The organism is Sphingomonas echinoides (assembly GCF_029623395.1).
GTDB classification, from domain to species: domain Bacteria; phylum Pseudomonadota; class Alphaproteobacteria; order Sphingomonadales; family Sphingomonadaceae; genus Sphingomonas; species Sphingomonas echinoides_A.
This window is the reverse complement of sequence record NZ_JAPYKK010000001.1, coordinates 163,174-180,958: the sequence shown is the minus strand read 5'-3', so window position 1 is coordinate 180,958 and position 17,785 is coordinate 163,174. Positions and strand designations below refer to the sequence as shown.

The following is a 17,785-nucleotide window of genomic DNA, read 5'->3' as shown; positions in this document are numbered from 1 at the left end:
CGTTGGACTTCGATATCGTACTCGTCGGGGGCGGTCTGTCGAACGGGCTGATCGCGCTGCGGCTGGCACAGCTTCGTCCGGAGATTTCGGTCGCGATCGTCGAGGCGGGGGATACGATCGGCGGCGATCATATCTGGTCCTCGTTCGACGACGACATGGAGCCCGAGCAGCGGCGCTGGACCAATCCGCTGATCGCCTATCGCTGGGACGAATACACCGTCCGCTTTCCCAAGCGCGTGCGGAGGATCCGCGCCGGGTATCGCACTGCAACGAGCGTGCTGCTCGACACCGCGGTGCGCGCGGCGGTGCCACCCGATCACATCCTGACTGGAACGCGCGTGGTCGCGCTGGAGGCGACCTCGGTCACGCTGGCGGACCAGCGCGTGCTGCGGACCAAGGCAGTGATCGACGGGCGCGGTCTTCCACGCGATCATCCGCTCGACCTGCGCTGGCAGAAGTTCGTCGGGCTCGAACTGGAGCTGGAAGAGGACCACGGGCTGGCGGGGCCGATCGTGATGGACGCCACCGTCGCGCAGAAGGACGGCTATCGCTTCGTCTACACGCTGCCGTTCGGCCCGCGTCGCCTGCTGGTCGAGGATACCTATTTCAGCGATGGCGCCGATCTTGCGAACGATGCGGTGCGTGCGCGCGTGCTCGACTATGCCGCCGCGCAAAGCTGGCGTGTCGCCAGCATCGTCCGCACCGAAGCGGGGGTTTTGCCGATGGCGATCGGCGGGGACGCGGCGGACCTGTGGGACGCGGCACCCGAGGGCGTCACCCTGTCCGGGCTCCGCGCGGGGCTGTTCCAACCGGCGACTGGCTACAGCTTCCCCGACGCGGTGCGGACCGCGGACCTGATCGCGGCGCTTGACGTGATCGACGGCGCCACGATCCATGCGGCGCAGCGCCGCCATAGCGAAACCGCGTGGCGCGAGCGCGGCTTCTATCGGTTTCTCAACGCGATGATGTTCCTCGGCGCAGATCCGCAACAACGCTATCGCGTCATCGAACGCTTCTACGGCCTGCGCCCGGCGCTCGTCCGCCGCTTCTATGCGGGGCGATCCACGCGGCTCGACAAGATCCGTACGCTGGTCGGCAAGCCGCCGATCCCGCTGGGACGCGCGATCGCCATCAGCCTGTCGGTCCTGCGCCGCCGGATCGGACGCTGAAGCCCGATGCATCCGAGTCTGCCTTGTTGCGCCGCACCAGTGCCCCTATCTCCGGGACAACACATGGGGGCTTGATGGACAGCATACTTTCGGTCGCGGGGGTCTCCAAGACCTACGCATCTGGCCACCACGCGCTCCAACCGATTGATCTGTCGATCAACCGGGGTGAGATCTTTGCGTTGCTTGGTCCCAACGGCGCGGGCAAGACGACGCTGATCTCGATCATTTGCGGGATCGTCACCCCCACCACCGGCAGCGTCACCGTGCTCGGCCATGACGCGCTGACCGACTTCCGCAGCGCGCGCCGCGCGATCGGGCTGGTCCCGCAGGAACTGTCGGTCGACATGTTCGAGACGGTCATCGCCACGGTCCGCTTCAGCCGCCGCCTGTTCGGGCGCGGCGCGAACGAGGCGTATCTCGAACAGGTGCTGCGCGACTTGTCGCTGTGGGACAAGCGCAACGCCAAGATCATGGAACTGTCGGGCGGCATGAAGCGCCGCGTGCTGATCGCCAAGGCGCTCAGCCACGAACCCGACATCCTGTTCCTCGACGAACCTACCGCGGGTGTCGACGTGGCGCTGCGTCGCGACATGTGGAAGCTCGTCCACCGGCTGCGCGAAAAGGGGACGACGATCATCCTGACGACGCATTACATCGAGGAGGCCGAGGAAATGGCCGACCGCGTCGGCGTCATCAACAAGGGCCAGTTGATCTTGGTCGAGGGCAAGGCCGAGTTGATGAAGAAGCTCGGCAAGCGGCAGATGCTGATTTCGCTGCAGGAACCGCTGGCTACGCTCCCGACCGAACTCGCGGAATGGGACGTCGCGCTCGAGAATGACGGGAAGACCTTGCGCTACATCTTCGATGCGCAGGCCGAGCATACCGGCATCCCCTCACTGCTGCGCAAGCTCGCCGAGCTCGGGATCGGGTTCAAGGATCTCGAGACCTCGAAATCGAGCCTCGAGGATATTTTCGTCGACCTGGTCGAAAAGAAGGACGCGGCATGAGCGGTACGCACAAAGCTCCCGCGATCAACGTCAACGGCATCTGGGCGATCTATCGCTTCGAAATGGCGCGGGGCTTGCGCACCTTGTGGCAGAGCCTCGTCACCCCGGTGATCACCACGTCGCTTTATTTCGTCGTGTTCGGCGGTGCGATCGGGTCGCGGATCAGCACGGTCGGCGGGGTCGGCTATGGCAGTTTCATCGTGCCCGGCCTGATCATGCTGTCGCTGCTGACGCAAAGCATCGCCAATGCCTCGATCGGCATCTATTTCCCCAAGTTCACGGGCACGATGTTCGAGCTGCTCTCCGCGCCGGTCTCGGCGATGGAGATGGTGGTCGGCTATGTGGGGGCTGCCGCGACCAAGTCGATCGTGATCGGGCTGATCATCCTCGCGACCGCGGCGCTGTTCGTGCCGTTGCAGATCGTCCACCCCTTCGCGATGCTCGCGTTCCTGGTATTGACCAGCGTGACCTTCAGCCTGTTCGGGTTCATCATCGGCATCTGGGCGAAGGGGTTCGAGCAGCTCAACTTCATCCCCGCGCTGCTGATCACCCCGCTGACGTTTCTGGGTGGCGCCTTCTACTCGATCGACATGCTGCCGCAGCCGTGGCGGACGGTCAGCCTGTTCAACCCAGTGGTGTATCTCGTCAGCGGGTTCCGCTGGGCGTTCTTCGACAAGGGTGACGTTTCGGTCGGGCTGAGCCTCGGCGTCACCGCGCTGTTCCTGGTGCTGTGCCTCGGCGTCGTCGGCTGGATCTTTCGCAGCGGGTGGCGGCTCAAGAACTAGTGCGGGGGACGGTGCGGTTCAGAAACGCTTGCTGATCCGCAGCCGCGCCTGTGCCGCATGTTCGCCCGCGGCACCGCGCATGCCGAGTTCCATGTCGATCATCCACCGGACCATCAGGCTCCAGCGGCTGCCGATCGACACTTGATACTGTTCGCGCTGCCAGCCGGTTCCGCGAATGCGGTAGGTCGATGCGCCGGTAAAATCGGCATAGTCGAGGCTCTGTACCCCGGCCGTCTGGAACTCATGCAGCCATTCGGCCGCGATCCGGGGACTGACCCGCGCAAAGCCTAGGTCCTGGGCGACCTCCAATCGACCGCCGACGACGCCGGTGAGCGAGCGGACGCTTCGCGTGTCGAACCGCAGCGCATAGCGTGTCGCGCCCGTCTCGCTATACGCATCGAGCTTGCCGTTCAGCCATTCGAGACGGCCGTAGCCCGACCAGCGCAGATCGTCCGTCTCACGGTCCACGCCCGCTGACACGGCGCCAAAGGTCATGTGCCCGTCACGCCGACCACGCGCCAGTTCCCCGGTCGAGGCGACCAAACGGCGTGTCGTGTAGTCGAGACTGCCATGGCCGACCATCGCGTCGACGAAGGCGCCGTCGATCGGGGCAAAGCTCCCGTAAGCCGCGAAGACCTTGGTCTCGCCGCGAACCCGCGCTGCTTCGCCGTCGATCAGGCTGACGTCGCTGCCATAGCCGCCGCCGAGCCCGAGCGTGGCCCAGTCCGCGATCCGGATATCCGCGCCGGTCGACAGCCCGCCGCTCGCCAGCGTGATCTTCGCGCGACCCGACCGCCGGTCGAGCGTGCCGATCTCGATCGATCCCCCGGTCCACAGCGCGACATCGCCGATCGGGCGCGGACCGGCTGTCGACCTATCCTCCTGTTCGTGGCCAGCGGTGTCGGAACCGCGCAGCGCATCGAAGGATCGCTCGTCTGCGGGCGCGTTGCCGATCGATCGTCCCGGCAAGGTCGCTTCCGCGACGCTTCTGGACACGAAGCGGTTGCGCCCGGTCGGCGACATCGCGGAATCGTCCGCGACCGTGTTCGGCGCGCCCGGGGTCAGGACCGCGTCGCGCAAGTTGAGCGCGATCCCCAGCGGGTTGGTCGCGCCGCCGCCGTGGTGAAGCTGTTGCGCGCGGGCCATGAAGTTCGAAACCTGCGTGCGGGCGAAGCGGCGCGCGGTTTCGGCCTGCGCGTCGGCGATCGCGCGGACCACAGGGTCGGCCGACGGGTCCGGGCGTGCGGTAACCGTGACCGTCACCTCGGCGGGGGCGGACAGGCCGAAGACGTTGCCAAGGCGATAGCGCACGATCACTTTTCCGCCGAAATGCGCCTGGGTGGTCAGGTCGAGCCGGTAGCTCGGTTGCGCGGCGGTGCCCCCTTGCACGATGCGGGCCGTGGCGGCGTCCGCCGGGGTGATTCCGTCGATCGTTGCCGTGGTGAACGGGGCGCCGATCGCACCCTCGGTCAGCTCGACCGAAACGGTCTGCGCGTCGCCCGTCATGGCAGTCTTGGCGAGCGCGGTCGGGGGCTGGCCGCTAACAGTAATCTCGACGACCGCGGGCAGCGACCGTCCACCTGGGCCGACCGCGACGAACTGGAAACTGTCTTTCCCGGCGTAGCCAGCCTGTGGCGCATAGACTGCGGTCCAGTCGGCAACGGCAAGGAGCCCCGCGTCGCCGCCGCTCCGCGCGCCCGATGCGCGTGCCGCGCCGGGTGGGCGCAGCGTCACGATGCCGTGCGCCGGTTGCGTCACGATTTCGATCGTCGCGAAGGTCCCCGATATGAGCTTGGCAAGATCGATGCCGACGCTCGCGCCCCCCTCCACCGTCGTCCCGGCTGCGGCCACGTCGATTGGCGCGGCGACTGGCGGTGGCGGTGCTGCGATCGATACGCTGACGGTTCCGGGCGCGGAGGTGCCGCCGGGCCCGGTTGCGGTATAAGTGAAGCTGTCGGCACCGAAGCTTCCCGCGTTCGGCACATAGAGCGCGGTCGTGCCGGTGATCGTCACCGTGCCTTTGGTCGGCAGGGTCGCCAGACCGAGCGTCGTATGGACTCCGCTGGGCGTGAGCGTGATCGGCTGGCCGCTGCTGCCGAACGCGACATCGGCGGAGACGTTCGCCGCGCCCGGCGCCGCGGGGGTGGCAATGGTCACGCTGACGGTTCCGGGCGCGGAGGTGCCGCCAGGGCCGGTCGCGGTGTACGTGAAGCTGTCGGTGCCGAAGCTTCCTGCGTTAGGCACATACAGGGCAGTCGTCCCGGTGATCGTCACCGTGCCCTTGGTCGGCAGGGTCCCCAGATCGAGCGTAGTATAGACTCCGCTGGGCGCGAGCGCGATCGGCTGGCCGCTGCTGCCGAACGCGACGTCGGCCGAGACGTTCGCCGCGCCCGGCGCCGCGGGGGTGGCAATGGTCACGCTGACGGTTCCGGGCGCGGAGGTGCCGCCGGGGCCGGTCGCGGTGTACGTGAAGCTGTCGGCACCGAAGCTTCCGGCGTTCGGCACATAGGTTGCGGTCGTTCCGGCGATCGTCACCGTGCCCTTGGTTGGCGGGGTTGCCAGCGTAACACTGGTATAGACCCCACTCGGAAGGAGCGCGATCGCCTGACCCGTGGCGCCGTACGCCACTTGCGCGGTCGTGTTTGCGGCGCCGGGTGTTGCAGGGAGTGCGATCGTGATGGCGATCGTGGCGGGTGGGGACGTCCCCCCCGGTCCGGTCGCGGTATAGGTGAAGCTGTCCGCGCCAAAACTGGCCGGTGTCGGGATATACGTGGCGGTCGTGCCGGCAATCGTGACCGTCCCCTTGGTTGGCGCGGTGGCAATGGCAAGGCTGGCGAAGACACCGCTTGGTTGGAGCGGAATCGCCTGTCCCGGACTGTCGTACGCGACATCGGCGGAGCCCGCTGCTGCGCCGGGAATCGCGGGCGTCGCGACGGTGATCTGCACCGTCGCGGGGGCGGATGTTCCGCCCGGCCCGGTCGCGTTGAAGGTGAAGCTGTCCGCACCGAAATAGCCGGAGGCCGAAACATAGGTGACGGTGTCCCCCGCCACGGTCGCGGTGCCGTGCGTCGGTGGGGTGACGATCGCGATGCTGACGTGCGCGCCGCCGCCGATGCTCGAGGAAAGATCGATCGCAGTGCCAGCCGCGTCATACGGCACCGCGACGGTGCGATCCGCCGTGGTCGGGGCGGCAAGAACCGTGATCGACTGATTGACCTGGGACGCGGCGTCATAGTCGTTGGTTCCCGCCTGGTCCGCGAGGATGACGCAGGTTCCGGCGGCCACGAAGCTCACGGTCGATCCGGCGAGGCTGCACACGCCCGAGCTTGCGGACTCGATCGCGTAGCTCGGCGACAACGTGGCCGATGAAACCGCCACGACGGCGTAGCTGCCGCCGACGATCGCGGGGACGGGTGGGGAAGAGGTGAAGGCGAGCGTCTGGCTCCCCTTCGCGATGCTCCCGCCGAACGCGCTGCCGGTGACGGTCGACGGCGGCGCGGCGGAGTCGCTGACCGAGAGGGTGTAGCTGAACGCACCGGCCTGGGTCGGGCTGCCGCTCACTGTTCCGGTTGCGGCGTCGAGGCTAACGCCCGGCGGCAGCGCGCCCCCCGCGAGCGTGAAGTGGTACGGAGCGACGCCGCCCGTCGCGGTATTGGTCTGGGTATAGACCGTGCCGACCACCGCCGTCGCGACCGATCCGCTCGATACCGCGAGCGTCACCGGCAGCACGGTGAAGCTGCGCGTCACGGTCGGCGCGGCATTCCAGTTGACGTCGCCCGGCTGGTCCGCGGTCACGGTACAGGTGCCTTGGGAAACCAGCGCCAGGGTCGTCCCCGCAACGGTGCAGACCGCGCTCGTGCTGCTGGCGAATTGGACGACCAACCCCGACCCCGCGGTGGCGGAAAGCGACAGCGGGGACGCGGAGAGCGAGGCATTGCCCAGCCCAGAGAAGGTGATCGTCTGGTCGCCCTTGGCGACGGTGACGCTCTGCTGGACTTGCGGAGCGGCGGCATAGCCCGCGTTCCCGGCCTGATTGGCGTCGATCAGGCACGTCCCGGCTGCGGTGAATGCGATGCTGCTGCCCGACAGCGTACAGATCGCGCTGCTACCGGCATCGATCGTCAGGACGACCGGAAGCCCCGAGGTCGCGGTCGCCGCAGGGGTATAGTCCGCGCCGCCGACGCGCGCCGTCCCCGGCGCACTCGTGGTGAAGCTGATCGTCTGGCTCGCCATGCCGACGGCGAAACTCTGCTGCGCTTGCGGTGCAGCGCCATAGTTCGCGTTGCCCGGCTGGTCGGCATTGATGCGGCACGTCCCCGTGCCCGTAAAGCCGACGACACCCGCGCTGTACGTGCAGATCGCGGTGCTCGACGAGTCGATCGTGAAGGCGACCGTCAGGCCCGAGGTGGCGGTCGCGGTCGGCGTGTAGCCTGCGCCCCCGACCACCGCAGCCACGGGCGCGGTGGAGGTGAAGGCGATCGTCTGGCTTGCGGCCCCGACCACGAAGCTCTGCTGGACCTGCGGCGCGGCCGAGAAGCCGGCGTTGCCGGACTGGTCGGCGTTGACCCGGCACGTGCCCGCTCCGCTGAAGCTGACCGCGCCTCCGGCGATGGCGCAAACCCCGCTACTCGAGCCGTCGATCGTGAAGGCGACCGTCAGGCCGGAGGTGGCGGTCGCGGTCGGCGTGTAGCTTGCGCCGCCGACCACCGCAGCCGCCGGCACGGTCGAGGTGAAGGCGATCGTCTGGCTTGCGGCTGCGACCACGAAGCTCTGCTGGACCTGCGGCGCGGCCGAGAAGCTGGCGTTGCCGGACTGGTCGGCGTTGACCCGGCACGTGCCCGCTCCGCTGAAGCTGACCGCGCCTCCGGCAATGGCGCAAACCCCGCTGCTCGCGCCATCGATCGTGAAGGTGACCGTCAGCCCCGAGGTCGCGGTCGCGGCCGGCGTATAGCTTGCGCCCCCGATCACCGCAGCCACCGGCGCGGTCGAGGTGAAGGCGATCGTCTGGCTTGCATTGCCGACGCTCAGGCTGAACGTCCGCGCGTCCGACTGGGGGAGGGCGTCGGTTGCCGTCACGGTGAAGGTCGTCGGGGACAGCGTAGCGGTCGGCGTGCCGGAAAGCTGCCCGGTCACCGTGTCGAAGCTCAGGCCAGGGGGCAGGGTGCCGCCGCTCAACGCATAGCTGATCGGCGCCAGCCCCCCGCTGGCCGTAACCGGCTGAACGGGCGTGAGCGCGGTGTTGATGGTCGCCGACACGCTCGGCACCGCCTGGGTCGCGGTGAGCGCCGTCACGGCCGTAAAGTTGCTGACCGCGGAATCGGTGGAGACGTTGCCCGCCGCATCGGTGCTGTGTGCTTTCACCGTGTGCGGGCCGGCGGTCAAGGCGGTCAGCGTAAAGCTCCACTGACCCGATCCAGCGGTCGTCGTCGTCCCGTCCGGCGTGCCGTCGAGATAGACCGTAACGGTACTCGCTGGCTCGGCCGTTCCGCTGACTCCGCGTTCAGACACGGCGCGGTTCGATCCGTTGGCGGGCGTCGTAACGACGGGCGCGGCGGGCGCGCTCGCGTCGATCGTCCAGTTATACGAGGCGGGCGACCCCGTCAGCCCGCCATTCGTCGCGCGGACTTGAAATACGTGCGCGCCATCGGAGAGCCCGCTGAACGTGACCGGGCTGACGCAGGCGGTGAAGCTGCCGTTGTCGATCGCGCATTCCGCGGATCCATTGGCGATCGTGAACTGGAAAGTCGCACTCGCGCTGTTCGACAGCGCAGGCGGCGCGGAAGGGATGGTCGGCGTCGCCGGAGGGACCACGTAGGTGAATTGCGTGGCGCCACTCGTCGCACTGGTGCCGCCGGGGGTGGTGACCGTCACGTCCACCACGCCCGCACTCGCCGCCGCCGTGGTGGCGGTGATCTGGGTCGCGCTATCGACGATAAAGCTGGTAGCGCCCGCCCCGCCGAATTGCACCGCGCTGGCGCCAGTCAGGTTGGTGCCCGTCACCACCACCGAAGTGCCGCCCGCCGTCGTACCCGATGTGGGGGTGATCGCGGTTACGGTCGGCAACCCCACGACCGCCGTGTTCGACAGGCTGAAGGTCGCGGACACCGAGCCCGCCGTCGCGAGGACCGAATAGGCCCCTGCGGTCGCATTGGCGGTAAACGTTCCCGAGCTGGCGACGCCCGCGCCGGACGCGGTGACGGTGATCGTGTTGCTGGTGTTGGTAAAGCTCCCGCTCGCCCCCGATGCGGGCGCGGTGAAGGTGACGGCCGCGTTGGGAATCACGGCGTTGGCCGCATCCCGCACGGTCACGCTCAACGGTGTGGCGAACGCGGTTTCGGCGGCGGCGGTCTGGTTGTTGCCGGCGTCGACGCTCACCGATGCGGCGGTTTGCGCGATCGTGGTCGGGTCGCTTGCGTTGGCCGCGTTGCCGGCATTTCCGCCGGAAAGCGTTACGCTCGGGGTCAGGCTCGTGCTGGCGGTGCTCGCGACGTTCGCGCGCAGGGTCAGCGGGTTGCCGCTGGCACCCGAACCGATCGCGTTGCCGTAGGTGCAGCGTGTCGAGGTGCAGCTCCAGCCGGAGCCGGAGCCCGAGGCGAAGCTCAACCCGGCCGGCAAGGTGAAGGCGAGCGTCAGGTTGGTGCCGGTGCTTGCGCCACTCGCGCTGGGGGTGATCGTATAGTCGACCGTGCCGTTCTGCGCGGGCGTTCCGCCGTGCGTCATCGTGACGCCGAGCGACAAGCCGGGGTCGACGAACGGAATGCAGGTCACCACCGCGCTACTGACAGAATTCCCGCTAACCGTGTCCACCGACATGCCGACCGCCTGCAACCCGGCCGGGACCGTGTAACTGCCGGTAAACGTCCCGGGCGTGCTGGTATCGACACGCGCGCCGGACCCCGTCGCCGCATAACCTCCGCCGCTTGACCCCAACGGGGCGGAGCGGATGCGTATCCGCGTGGTACTGGTGACGGAGGACACGGTCGTGTTGAAAACGACCCTGTCCCCCGTCACGAACGCGTAGGTCGTCATGCCGTCGGGCACGAAGGACGATCCGGTGACATTGTCGGTATAGGCCGTCGTCGTCCGCATCATCGAGAGCGCGACATGGATCTGATAGTTGCTGGTCGTGCCGGAAGTCGGCTCGCCATTGGCGAACACGGATTGAAAATCGAGCAAGCCGCCATTGATCGCGGAGCACCCGCTACTCTGCGCGTGCGCCTGTGCGGGGAAAAAGGCGGCGGCCAGGATGCCTGCCGCGATCGCCATCCTCGTGGAGCGACGCGCACCACCTGAGAAAGCATCGTGCAAACGAAAAACGACGCCTTCCAGCATCCAATTCCCCCTCGGTCCCCTGGCACCCACAGGTCGAAACAGACTGCTGCCTGAGGTTTGCCGACGATCCAGCCTTGCTCAGGGTCTAATTCGAGACGTCTGGTGGTGAATTTATAGAGCCAGTATTCATGTTAATAACGGTTGGTCTGAAAGACGGCAGGCAAGACAAACCGAGGTAATAAAGTTACCTCAATTGAAGACTCTAGTGAATGATTATGCTCCAAACTGAACCAGTAATACCAAGTGCAGGGGACGCTCGCACTATAGTATAATCGCCTATTGGTAGAAGGAGGCGACATTGGATCCGTTCATTGGTCAGATCATGCAAGTTGGTTTCAGATATGCCCCAGTCAACTGGCTGGCATGCAACGGCGCAATTCTCCAGGTCAATCAGAACAACGCCTTGTACGCCTTGCTGGGGAACACCTTCGGCGGGAACGGCAAGACCGATTTCGGATTGCCGGACGCACGCGGTCGGACGATGCTTGGGACCGGGCAGGGACCGGGACTGACACCGCGCAACCCCGGCGCCAACGGCGGGGGGGAAGCGGTCGCGCTAAACATCACGCATTTGCCGGTGCACAATCATAGCGCAACGTTCCAGATGACGGGCACCCCCAGAGTCGCCGGTACGCTGACCGCGCTTAAGGGCCTGACGCCGTCGCAGCAGGTCCCAGACCCCGAAAACAACGCGTTCCTGGGGAAGGTGCAGGATCCCGACGTCACACCCACGCTGTACGTACCGGCGGCGAACGCGAGCTTGCCGGGCGTCGTGCCGGTTCAGCTGGCCGGCGTCACGGGGACGATCGCGGGGCTATCCGGCGCGGTCACCGTCGGGCAGGCCGGTCAAGGCGCGGCGTTTAGTGTGATGTCGCCGTTTCTTGCGGTGACGACGATCATCGCGACGGTCGGGATCTGGCCCGAACGACCCGATTGAGCCGCGATGCGGCGTCGGCGGTCTTGTCGGTCAGGCGAAAATCGCCTGATACCGTCGCATCTGTCCCCGCGGGAGGATTTGCGTCACGTGAAAGGCGTGGGGACCGCCGCGACCGCAGTCGAACACATAAGTGGCATCCAGCAGCAGCACCGGCCATGATCCTTCGAACAGCATCGAAAAGGGCTCGCGGAAATCCGCACCCACGATCGCCGGCATGCGGTCGAGCTTCGCAAGCACCAGTTCGATCGGTCGCGGGGCGGTGTCGACCCGCACGCGCCGGCCGACCCAGGGTTCGAAGTCTTCGGGTTTCACCAGGCGCATTTCAGGGCATCCTCCACAGGCGGAACGGCGGTTCGATCGTTTCTTGCCGAAGAATGCGCGCCTCGAGAAGGCGATGGAACGACAACGGATACGGTTGGCAGACCGCATGACACGCGGATCCACCACCCCGCCGTTGCCTTGTCGGCCCGTGTCGGACGTGCGCTTGCCGGACGATTTCAGGCTCCGTCCCGTAAGACGCGCGGACAGGTCCTTTTTGCTGACACTCTACGGCAGCGTTCGGGCACCGGAGTTGCGCGGATGCGCATGGCCGGAAAGCCGCAAGCAGGCCTTCATCGCGGACCAGTTCCGCCTGCAACAGGCGCATTATCTAGCGGCGTACCCTGCGGCCGATTACTGGGTCATCGACCGCGGTCCTGCGACCGAGCCGATCGGCCGGCTCTCGCTCGACCGAAGTCGGCGCGCGTGGCACGTCATCGAACTATCGCTCCTCCCCGAGGAGCGCGGGAACGGGCGCGGGTCGGCGATGATCCGATGGGTTCAAGGCATGGCCGAGGCGGAAGCGGCCGAATCCGTCGCGCTGTACGTCGCGTCGGAGAATGTCGGCGCGCTCCGCCTGTACACGCGGTCGGGTTTCGGGCGACTCCCGTCGCGTTTCCCGACGCACGCGTTTCTGCGGTGGGCGCCGCCGCGTGCGTCGGGGACGGTCTAGCCGGTCACCGCGCCGGCGGCGGTGCGGCCTCGATCTCCGCGCCCCACGGGTCCTTCTGCGGCTGCGCGGTTCCCGCCGGGGTGAAGTCCATCAGCGAATCGGTCTCATGGCGATAGGCCGGCCAGGCTGGCAAACCGGCCCCGTTCGGATTGCCGGTCTTCGCGAAATTCACGATGTATGCGCTGATCGTCTTGCCCATCGCGGCGTCGCGCGGCGTCGTCGCGGCACCGTATTTGATCGCGGCATTGTCGAAGAAGAACGGAATGTCCGAGGCATGGTCGGCGCCCGGGCGATCGACCGAAGTGGCGACGTAGGAGAAGCGATATTCGTACGTCGGCACACCCTTGTCCGACACCGCGATCGCCGCCGCACGGGCGCCGCCGATCATGAACCCGGTCTTGCCCCCCATGTCGAGGCTGGTCGCGCCGATCATCATCGGCACCTGTGCAAACGCGCCGCTGGCATAGGCCTTGCCCGTGTCGACCGCGACCGTCCCGTCGACGATCGGCCCGGTGAAGGTCTTGGGGCCGGGGGCAGGGCGGAACAACTGCATCATGCTGAGCCCGTCGGTCACCGTTTCCGCACTCAAGGCGCGCAATTTGCCGATCGCGTCGGGGTCACTCGCCGCGACGCCGTGTGCCTGTGCGAAGTTGACGCCGATCTGCTCGGCCGATGCAAGCGTCGCCTCGGGCGCGGTCTTGCCCGCGCCGCCCGACATCACGATCGCCTTGGCGATCAAGCCCTTCGCCAGCGGCGACGTCACCATCGCGTGGACCGACATGCCGCCTGCGCTTTCGCCGATAAGCGTCACGTTCGCCGGATCGCCACCGAACGCCGCGACGTTGCGCTGGACCCATTTCAGCGCGGCGATCTGATCCATGAACCCGTAATTGCCGAGCATCCCGCCATCGGGATTCTGCCGGGTGAGTTGCGGATGCGCGAACGTCCCAAACCGCCCGACGCGATAGTTGAAGCTGATGAACACCACGCCCTGCTTGGCGACATTCGCGCCCGCGTAGGTCGGCGGGGAAGCGCCGCCGTTGACGAAGCCACCGCCGTAGATCCACACGATCACCGGCAGCTTGCCGCTTGCCTGCGCGGGCTTCCAGACGTTGGCGTACAGGCAATCCTCGGCGGGCTGCGTGCCGAGCGGGGCGGCGTCGCTGGGGAAGGGGACCTGCATGCAATCATGCGCATAGGTCGTCGCGTCGCGCACCGTCTTCCACGCCGCGACGGGCTGCGGCGCGCGCCAGCGCAACGGCCCGACCGGGGCGGCCGCGAACGGAACACCCTTCCAGCTCAGCACGCCGTCCGCCAGCGCACCCCGGATCGGCCCGCTGTCGATCGTCACCGCTTCCGCGGTCGGCGGGGTGGCGGCGGGGAGGGGGGCGGTGCTGACAAGCACGCCGGCGATGGCCAAGGGGAACAGGGATTTCATCGATCGTCTCCTCCGTTTTTTAGTATCAATGGAGCGCAGGTCGCGCGAAACGCAGAACAGGACCTGGCGGTCGTCCGGAAACGGGGACGATCGCTCAGTCGGATCGTGGGGCGCCGGTATCGAACCTTTCGACCACGCCAAGCGCTTTTTCGACAGAGGCCACGAGATGGATCGGCCGATACGGCTTGGGCAGTTTCACCGCCGCCACATCCGTTTCGATGACCGTCAGGTCGCCGCTGGCGAACACGATCCCGAGTTCGGGCCGTTGCGCGCGCGCCGTCCGCGCCAGCTCGAGGCCGGACATCCCCGGCAGGTTGATGTCGGTGACGAGCACGTCGATCGGAACCGTCCTGATTGCCGAGATCGCCTCTTCCGCGCTCGCTGCGTCGACCACGGCATAACCGCTTGCCTGCAGCATCTCGGCGCTGTTGCGGCGGATCATGTCATCGTCCTCCACCAGCAGCACCGTCCGGCGTTGCAGGCGCGCCGCGGCACCGTCGTCCGACCCGACCGAAGGCGCCATGGCGGCGGCCTGCTCGGCGCGCTGGCGATGGTTCGCCAGCACATGCTGGAACTTCCGCGCCAGTGCTTCCCGGGTGTAGGGCTTGGACAGCAGCTCGACCCCGGCGTCGAGCTTGCCGCCGTGCACGATCGAGTTCTCGGTATAGCCCGAGGTGAACAGCACCGCGATGTCGGGCAAGCGTTCGCGCGCTTTCCGCGCGAGTTCGGGGCTCTTCATCGGGCCGGGCATCACCACGTCAGTGAACAGCACGTCGATCGCGATCCCGCTTTCGATGACGCTCAGCCCGCTCGCCGCGTCCACCGCCTTGAGCACCCTATAGCCAAGGTCGGCCAGCATCTCGACCACGGTGGTGCGGACTTCGGCATCGTCCTCTACCACGAGGACGGTCTCGTTTCCGCCGACGATCGGGCCCGCCGCGGTCATCACCTCGACGTCCTCCGACTGGATCGCACGCGGAAGATAGAGCTTGATCGTCGTCCCTTCGCCAAGCTCGGAATAGATCTTCACATGGCCGCCCGACTGCTTGACGAAGCCATAGACCATCGAGAGTCCCAGCCCGGAGCCCTTGCCCTCGCTCTTGGTCGAGAAGAACGGTTCGAAGACCTTGTCGATCACGTCGGATGGCATCCCGCTGCCGGTGTCCGACACCGCGAGCATGACATATTGCCCCGGCGTTACGTCGTCGTTGGCATCGGCGTAGCCGTCATCCAGATGCGCATTGCCGAGTTCGATCGTCAGCCGGCCTTGCCCGTCCATCGCATCGCGTGCGTTGATTGCCAGGTTGAGCAGCGCGTTCTCGATCTGCGCGGGATCGATGAAGGTGTTCCACAATCCGCCGCCGACGATCGTTTCCACTTCGATCCCCTCGCCAATCGCGCGGCGCAGCATTTCGTCCATCCCGCGCACGAAGCGCGTGACGTTGACGACCTTTGGCTCGAGCGCCTGCCGCCGACCGAAGGCGAGCAATTGCGCAGCGAGCTTCGCGCCGCGCGACACCCCCGCCATCGCATTGGCGACGCGCCGCTCGGCACGGTCGTTGCCGGCGATGTCCTTCGCCAGCAATTGCAAATTGCCCGACACGACCTGGAGCAGGTTGTTGAAATCATGCGCAACGCCGCCGGTCAGTTTTCCGACGGCTTCCATCTTCTGCGACTGTGCGAGTTTCGCCTCGGCCTGGCGGCGTTCGTCGATCTCGGCGATCACGCGCGCCTCGAGTTCTTCGTTGAGCGCGCGCAGTTGATCTTCCGCGCGCCGACGATGCGTCGCCTCACGCGCAAGCTTTTCGGCCTGCTCGCGCAGCGCGGCCTCGGCGGCGCGCTGGTGCGTGATGTCGGTATGGACGCCGACCCATTCCCGGATCTCCCCGGTATCGTCGAACAACGGCAGCGCGCGCACCGCGAAGGTGCGCCACGTGCCCGAATGGTGCCGCGCGCGATGCTCATGCACGAACATGGATTTGGCGGCGACGGCGGCCTGCCAGGCGCGCGTGGTCGGTTCGACATCGTCCGGGTGGAGCGCGTCGGTCCAGCCATAGCCCTGATACTGTTCGATCGGTTGACCGGTGAGCGCAGCCCACCCCGGCTGTTCGCCGATCATCCGGCCATCGGGACTGTTGGTCCACAGGACGCCGTGAATCGCATCCATTGCGGTGCGAAACCGACCGTTGCTGATCGCGAGCGCCGCCTCGCGTTGGGCACGTTCCTCGATGTCGATCGCGAGGATATGGACCCCTGGGATCGATCCGTCGGCATCGATGTGCGGAATGTAGCGCACCTCGCTGCGCTTGGGCGTGCCGTCGCGGTGGAACAGCGTGGCTTCGGAGGAAAGACGCTCGCCCGCCAACGCGCGTTCGATCGACGGGCGGCGCAGCGCGTACAGTTCCGGACCGAGCACCTTTTCGACCGTCTCCCCGATCATTGCGTCGGGGTCGATGTCGAGCCAGTCGCGATAGCAGCCGTTGGCGAACCGGTAGATCTGGTCGCGATCGACGTAGGACACCAACATCGGCACCGCATCGGTGATCCGGCGCAATTCCGCCGCGGCCGCGGCGACGCGGCGTTCGGCGTCGACTCGGGCGCTATTGTCGAACAGCGTGCACATGATCCCGCCGACCTGCCCGTTCGCGTCGTGAACGGGGGTGTAGAACAGGTCGAGGACCATCGTTTCCGCCCCGTCTGGGCGGTTGAAGACGATCGTCTGGTCGCGATGCGACAAACGCTCGCCGCGAAAGCCCGCTTCCAGGATCGGTCGGTTCCAGTCCCATACGTCGGGGAAGGCAGTGGCGACCGGCATACCCAGCGCCATCGGATGCCGGTCCCCCGCGATCGCGAGATAGGGATCGTTGTACAGCATGATATGCTCGGGACCCCACATCAGCACCTTGGCGATCGGCGAATGCAGGATGTTGGTCACCGTCGTGCGGAGTTCGGCCGGCCAGTCGGCGATCGGACCCAGCACGGTCTTGCTCCAGTCGCGCGCGCGCAGGATGCTGCCGCAGTCCCCACCTTCATGGGGCCATGGGTGTGCGCCGGGCTGGGGCTGTATATCTGCGGGTTGCGCGGTCTCTCGTGCCCGCAACAAATCCAACGCCGCCGCGACGACGGATTCGGAATCGCGATAGGCACCGGAAGCGACCTGCTCCTCGATGAAGCTGGTGTATTGCGGTGGCAGCGACGGCGGTTCGGACTGCGGGAAGCTGGGCACTTCCTCGAGTGTGGTTTAGGTCCGATCCCTTGTCAATCAAAGGTATGAGAGCGTTGTCGGGCAAGCGGAGATCACCGCGAAGCGGCGCCGGTCAGCGCCCGATAGTCCCGATAAGCGTTTGGGATCGAAACCACTTTGCTGGTTCTGGAGTCTCACGACCGGTCCGGTCCAGCAACTGCGCATAGGTCAGCAACATCGCCGTGCCGTCCGAGGCTGCGTGGCGGTTGGTATGGTCCGCAATCATGTCCGACGGTTGCGTCACAAGCTGGCTGCCCCATTTGTCGGCGAGCGCCAGAACCTGTTCGATCTGGAAGGATCCGTCGCTGACGACGACCGACGGGAAGGGCAGCCGATAGGTCGGTCCAGTGCGGATGCTCGCGGCTGCCGCGACATGGTGGAAATCGACGGACAAGGGGGATTCGAACACCGCACCCCGTACTTGCCGCAGATAACTGCGGGGCGACAGCTGTGCCCACCAGGATACCGCAAGACAGGCGAGCCCCCGCGCCAGGATAACGACCGGGGTCTGGCGCCGGGTAAAAGCGGCGTCGAGCTCGAGCGCCCAGCGACCATTGTGGAATTTGGAGAGGTCCAGGATGACGTGCTCGATCCCGGCCGGCGCGGGCGGATCGCCTGCCACGCTGACGAGGATCGCCCGGGGTTCCGTCGCATGTTCCCTTACGTCGCGGTCCATGACTACTCTCCTGTCCGTACGTCGGATCAGACGCCCGGTCTTACGGTGCGACTCGATCCACGACGTGTGACCTAAGGCTATTCCTACGGAGGTGATGGGCAATAGCGCTGCGCCAGTCTGCGGTCGGCGTGCGCCGAACCGATCCGCATGTCCCGGATGGTACACCAATCAGAAAGGTTTCGTTCAGGGGGCCGGGCAGGGACGGG

At 66.7% G+C, this 17,785-nt stretch carries 10 protein-coding genes; 5 read left to right on the top strand and 5 right to left on the bottom strand.

Annotation, left to right across the window (positions count from 1 at the left end):
* The first annotated feature begins 2 nt into the window (after positions 1-2).
* The 3 genes from crtY to QBJ92_RS00690 all read left to right on the top strand — a co-directional run bounded on the left by crtY (position 3) and on the right by QBJ92_RS00690 (position 2,961).
* Complete coding sequence (gene crtY / locus QBJ92_RS00700) at positions 3-1,169, top strand: lycopene beta-cyclase CrtY (RefSeq protein ID WP_277967749.1); 1,167 nt, start codon at positions 3-5, stop codon at positions 1,167-1,169.
* Positions 1,170-1,243: 74 nt separating this feature from the next.
* Entirely contained in the window at positions 1,244-2,176 is a 933-nt protein-coding gene (locus QBJ92_RS00695; RefSeq protein ID WP_277967748.1) for an ABC transporter ATP-binding protein, read from the top strand.
* Complete coding sequence (locus QBJ92_RS00690; RefSeq protein WP_277967747.1) at positions 2,173-2,961, top strand: ABC transporter permease; 789 nt, start codon at positions 2,173-2,175, stop codon at positions 2,959-2,961. The genes QBJ92_RS00695 and QBJ92_RS00690 overlap by 4 nt, the downstream gene beginning before the upstream one ends.
* A gap of 18 nt (positions 2,962-2,979) precedes the next feature.
* On the opposite strand, the gene QBJ92_RS00685 is transcribed toward QBJ92_RS00690, so the two are convergent.
* Entirely contained in the window at positions 2,980-10,227 is a 7,248-nt protein-coding gene (locus QBJ92_RS00685; protein WP_277967746.1) for an autotransporter domain-containing protein, read from the bottom strand.
* A 364-nt stretch (positions 10,228-10,591) separates the two neighbouring features.
* On the opposite strand from QBJ92_RS00685, the gene QBJ92_RS00680 reads away from it, so the two are divergent.
* Entirely contained in the window at positions 10,592-11,230 is a 639-nt protein-coding gene (locus QBJ92_RS00680; RefSeq protein ID WP_277967745.1) for a phage tail protein, read from the top strand.
* 30 nt (positions 11,231-11,260) lie between these two features.
* On the opposite strand, the gene QBJ92_RS00675 is transcribed toward QBJ92_RS00680, so the two are convergent.
* On the bottom strand, positions 11,261-11,551 hold the full coding sequence (locus tag QBJ92_RS00675) for a DUF6916 family protein (protein ID WP_277967744.1): 291 nt from the start codon (positions 11,549-11,551) through the stop codon (positions 11,261-11,263).
* A 106-nt stretch (positions 11,552-11,657) separates the two neighbouring features.
* On the opposite strand from QBJ92_RS00675, the gene QBJ92_RS00670 reads away from it, so the two are divergent.
* Positions 11,658-12,221 carry a GNAT family N-acetyltransferase gene (locus QBJ92_RS00670; RefSeq protein WP_431358342.1) on the top strand — a complete coding sequence of 188 codons (564 nt, stop codon included), beginning with the start codon at positions 11,658-11,660 and terminating at the stop codon, positions 12,219-12,221.
* Positions 12,222-12,225: 4 nt separating this feature from the next.
* Here QBJ92_RS00670 and QBJ92_RS00665 read toward each other — a convergent pair whose 3' ends face one another.
* The 3 genes from QBJ92_RS00665 to QBJ92_RS00655 form a co-directional block, all read right to left on the bottom strand.
* The gene (locus tag QBJ92_RS00665) at positions 12,226-13,659 is read right to left on the bottom strand and encodes a carboxylesterase/lipase family protein (RefSeq protein WP_277967742.1); all 1,434 of its coding nucleotides are present in this window, start codon (positions 13,657-13,659) and stop codon (positions 12,226-12,228) included.
* 94 nt (positions 13,660-13,753) lie between these two features.
* Positions 13,754-16,534: a PAS domain-containing protein gene (locus QBJ92_RS00660; RefSeq protein ID WP_431358349.1), complete on the bottom strand. Its 2,781-nt coding sequence runs from the start codon at positions 16,532-16,534 to the stop codon at positions 13,754-13,756.
* Positions 16,535-16,976: 442 nt separating this feature from the next.
* Positions 16,977-17,579, bottom strand: coding sequence for an alpha/beta hydrolase (locus QBJ92_RS00655; RefSeq protein WP_277967740.1), 603 nt, complete (start codon positions 17,577-17,579; stop codon positions 16,977-16,979).
* Positions 17,580-17,785: the final 206 nt, after the last annotated feature.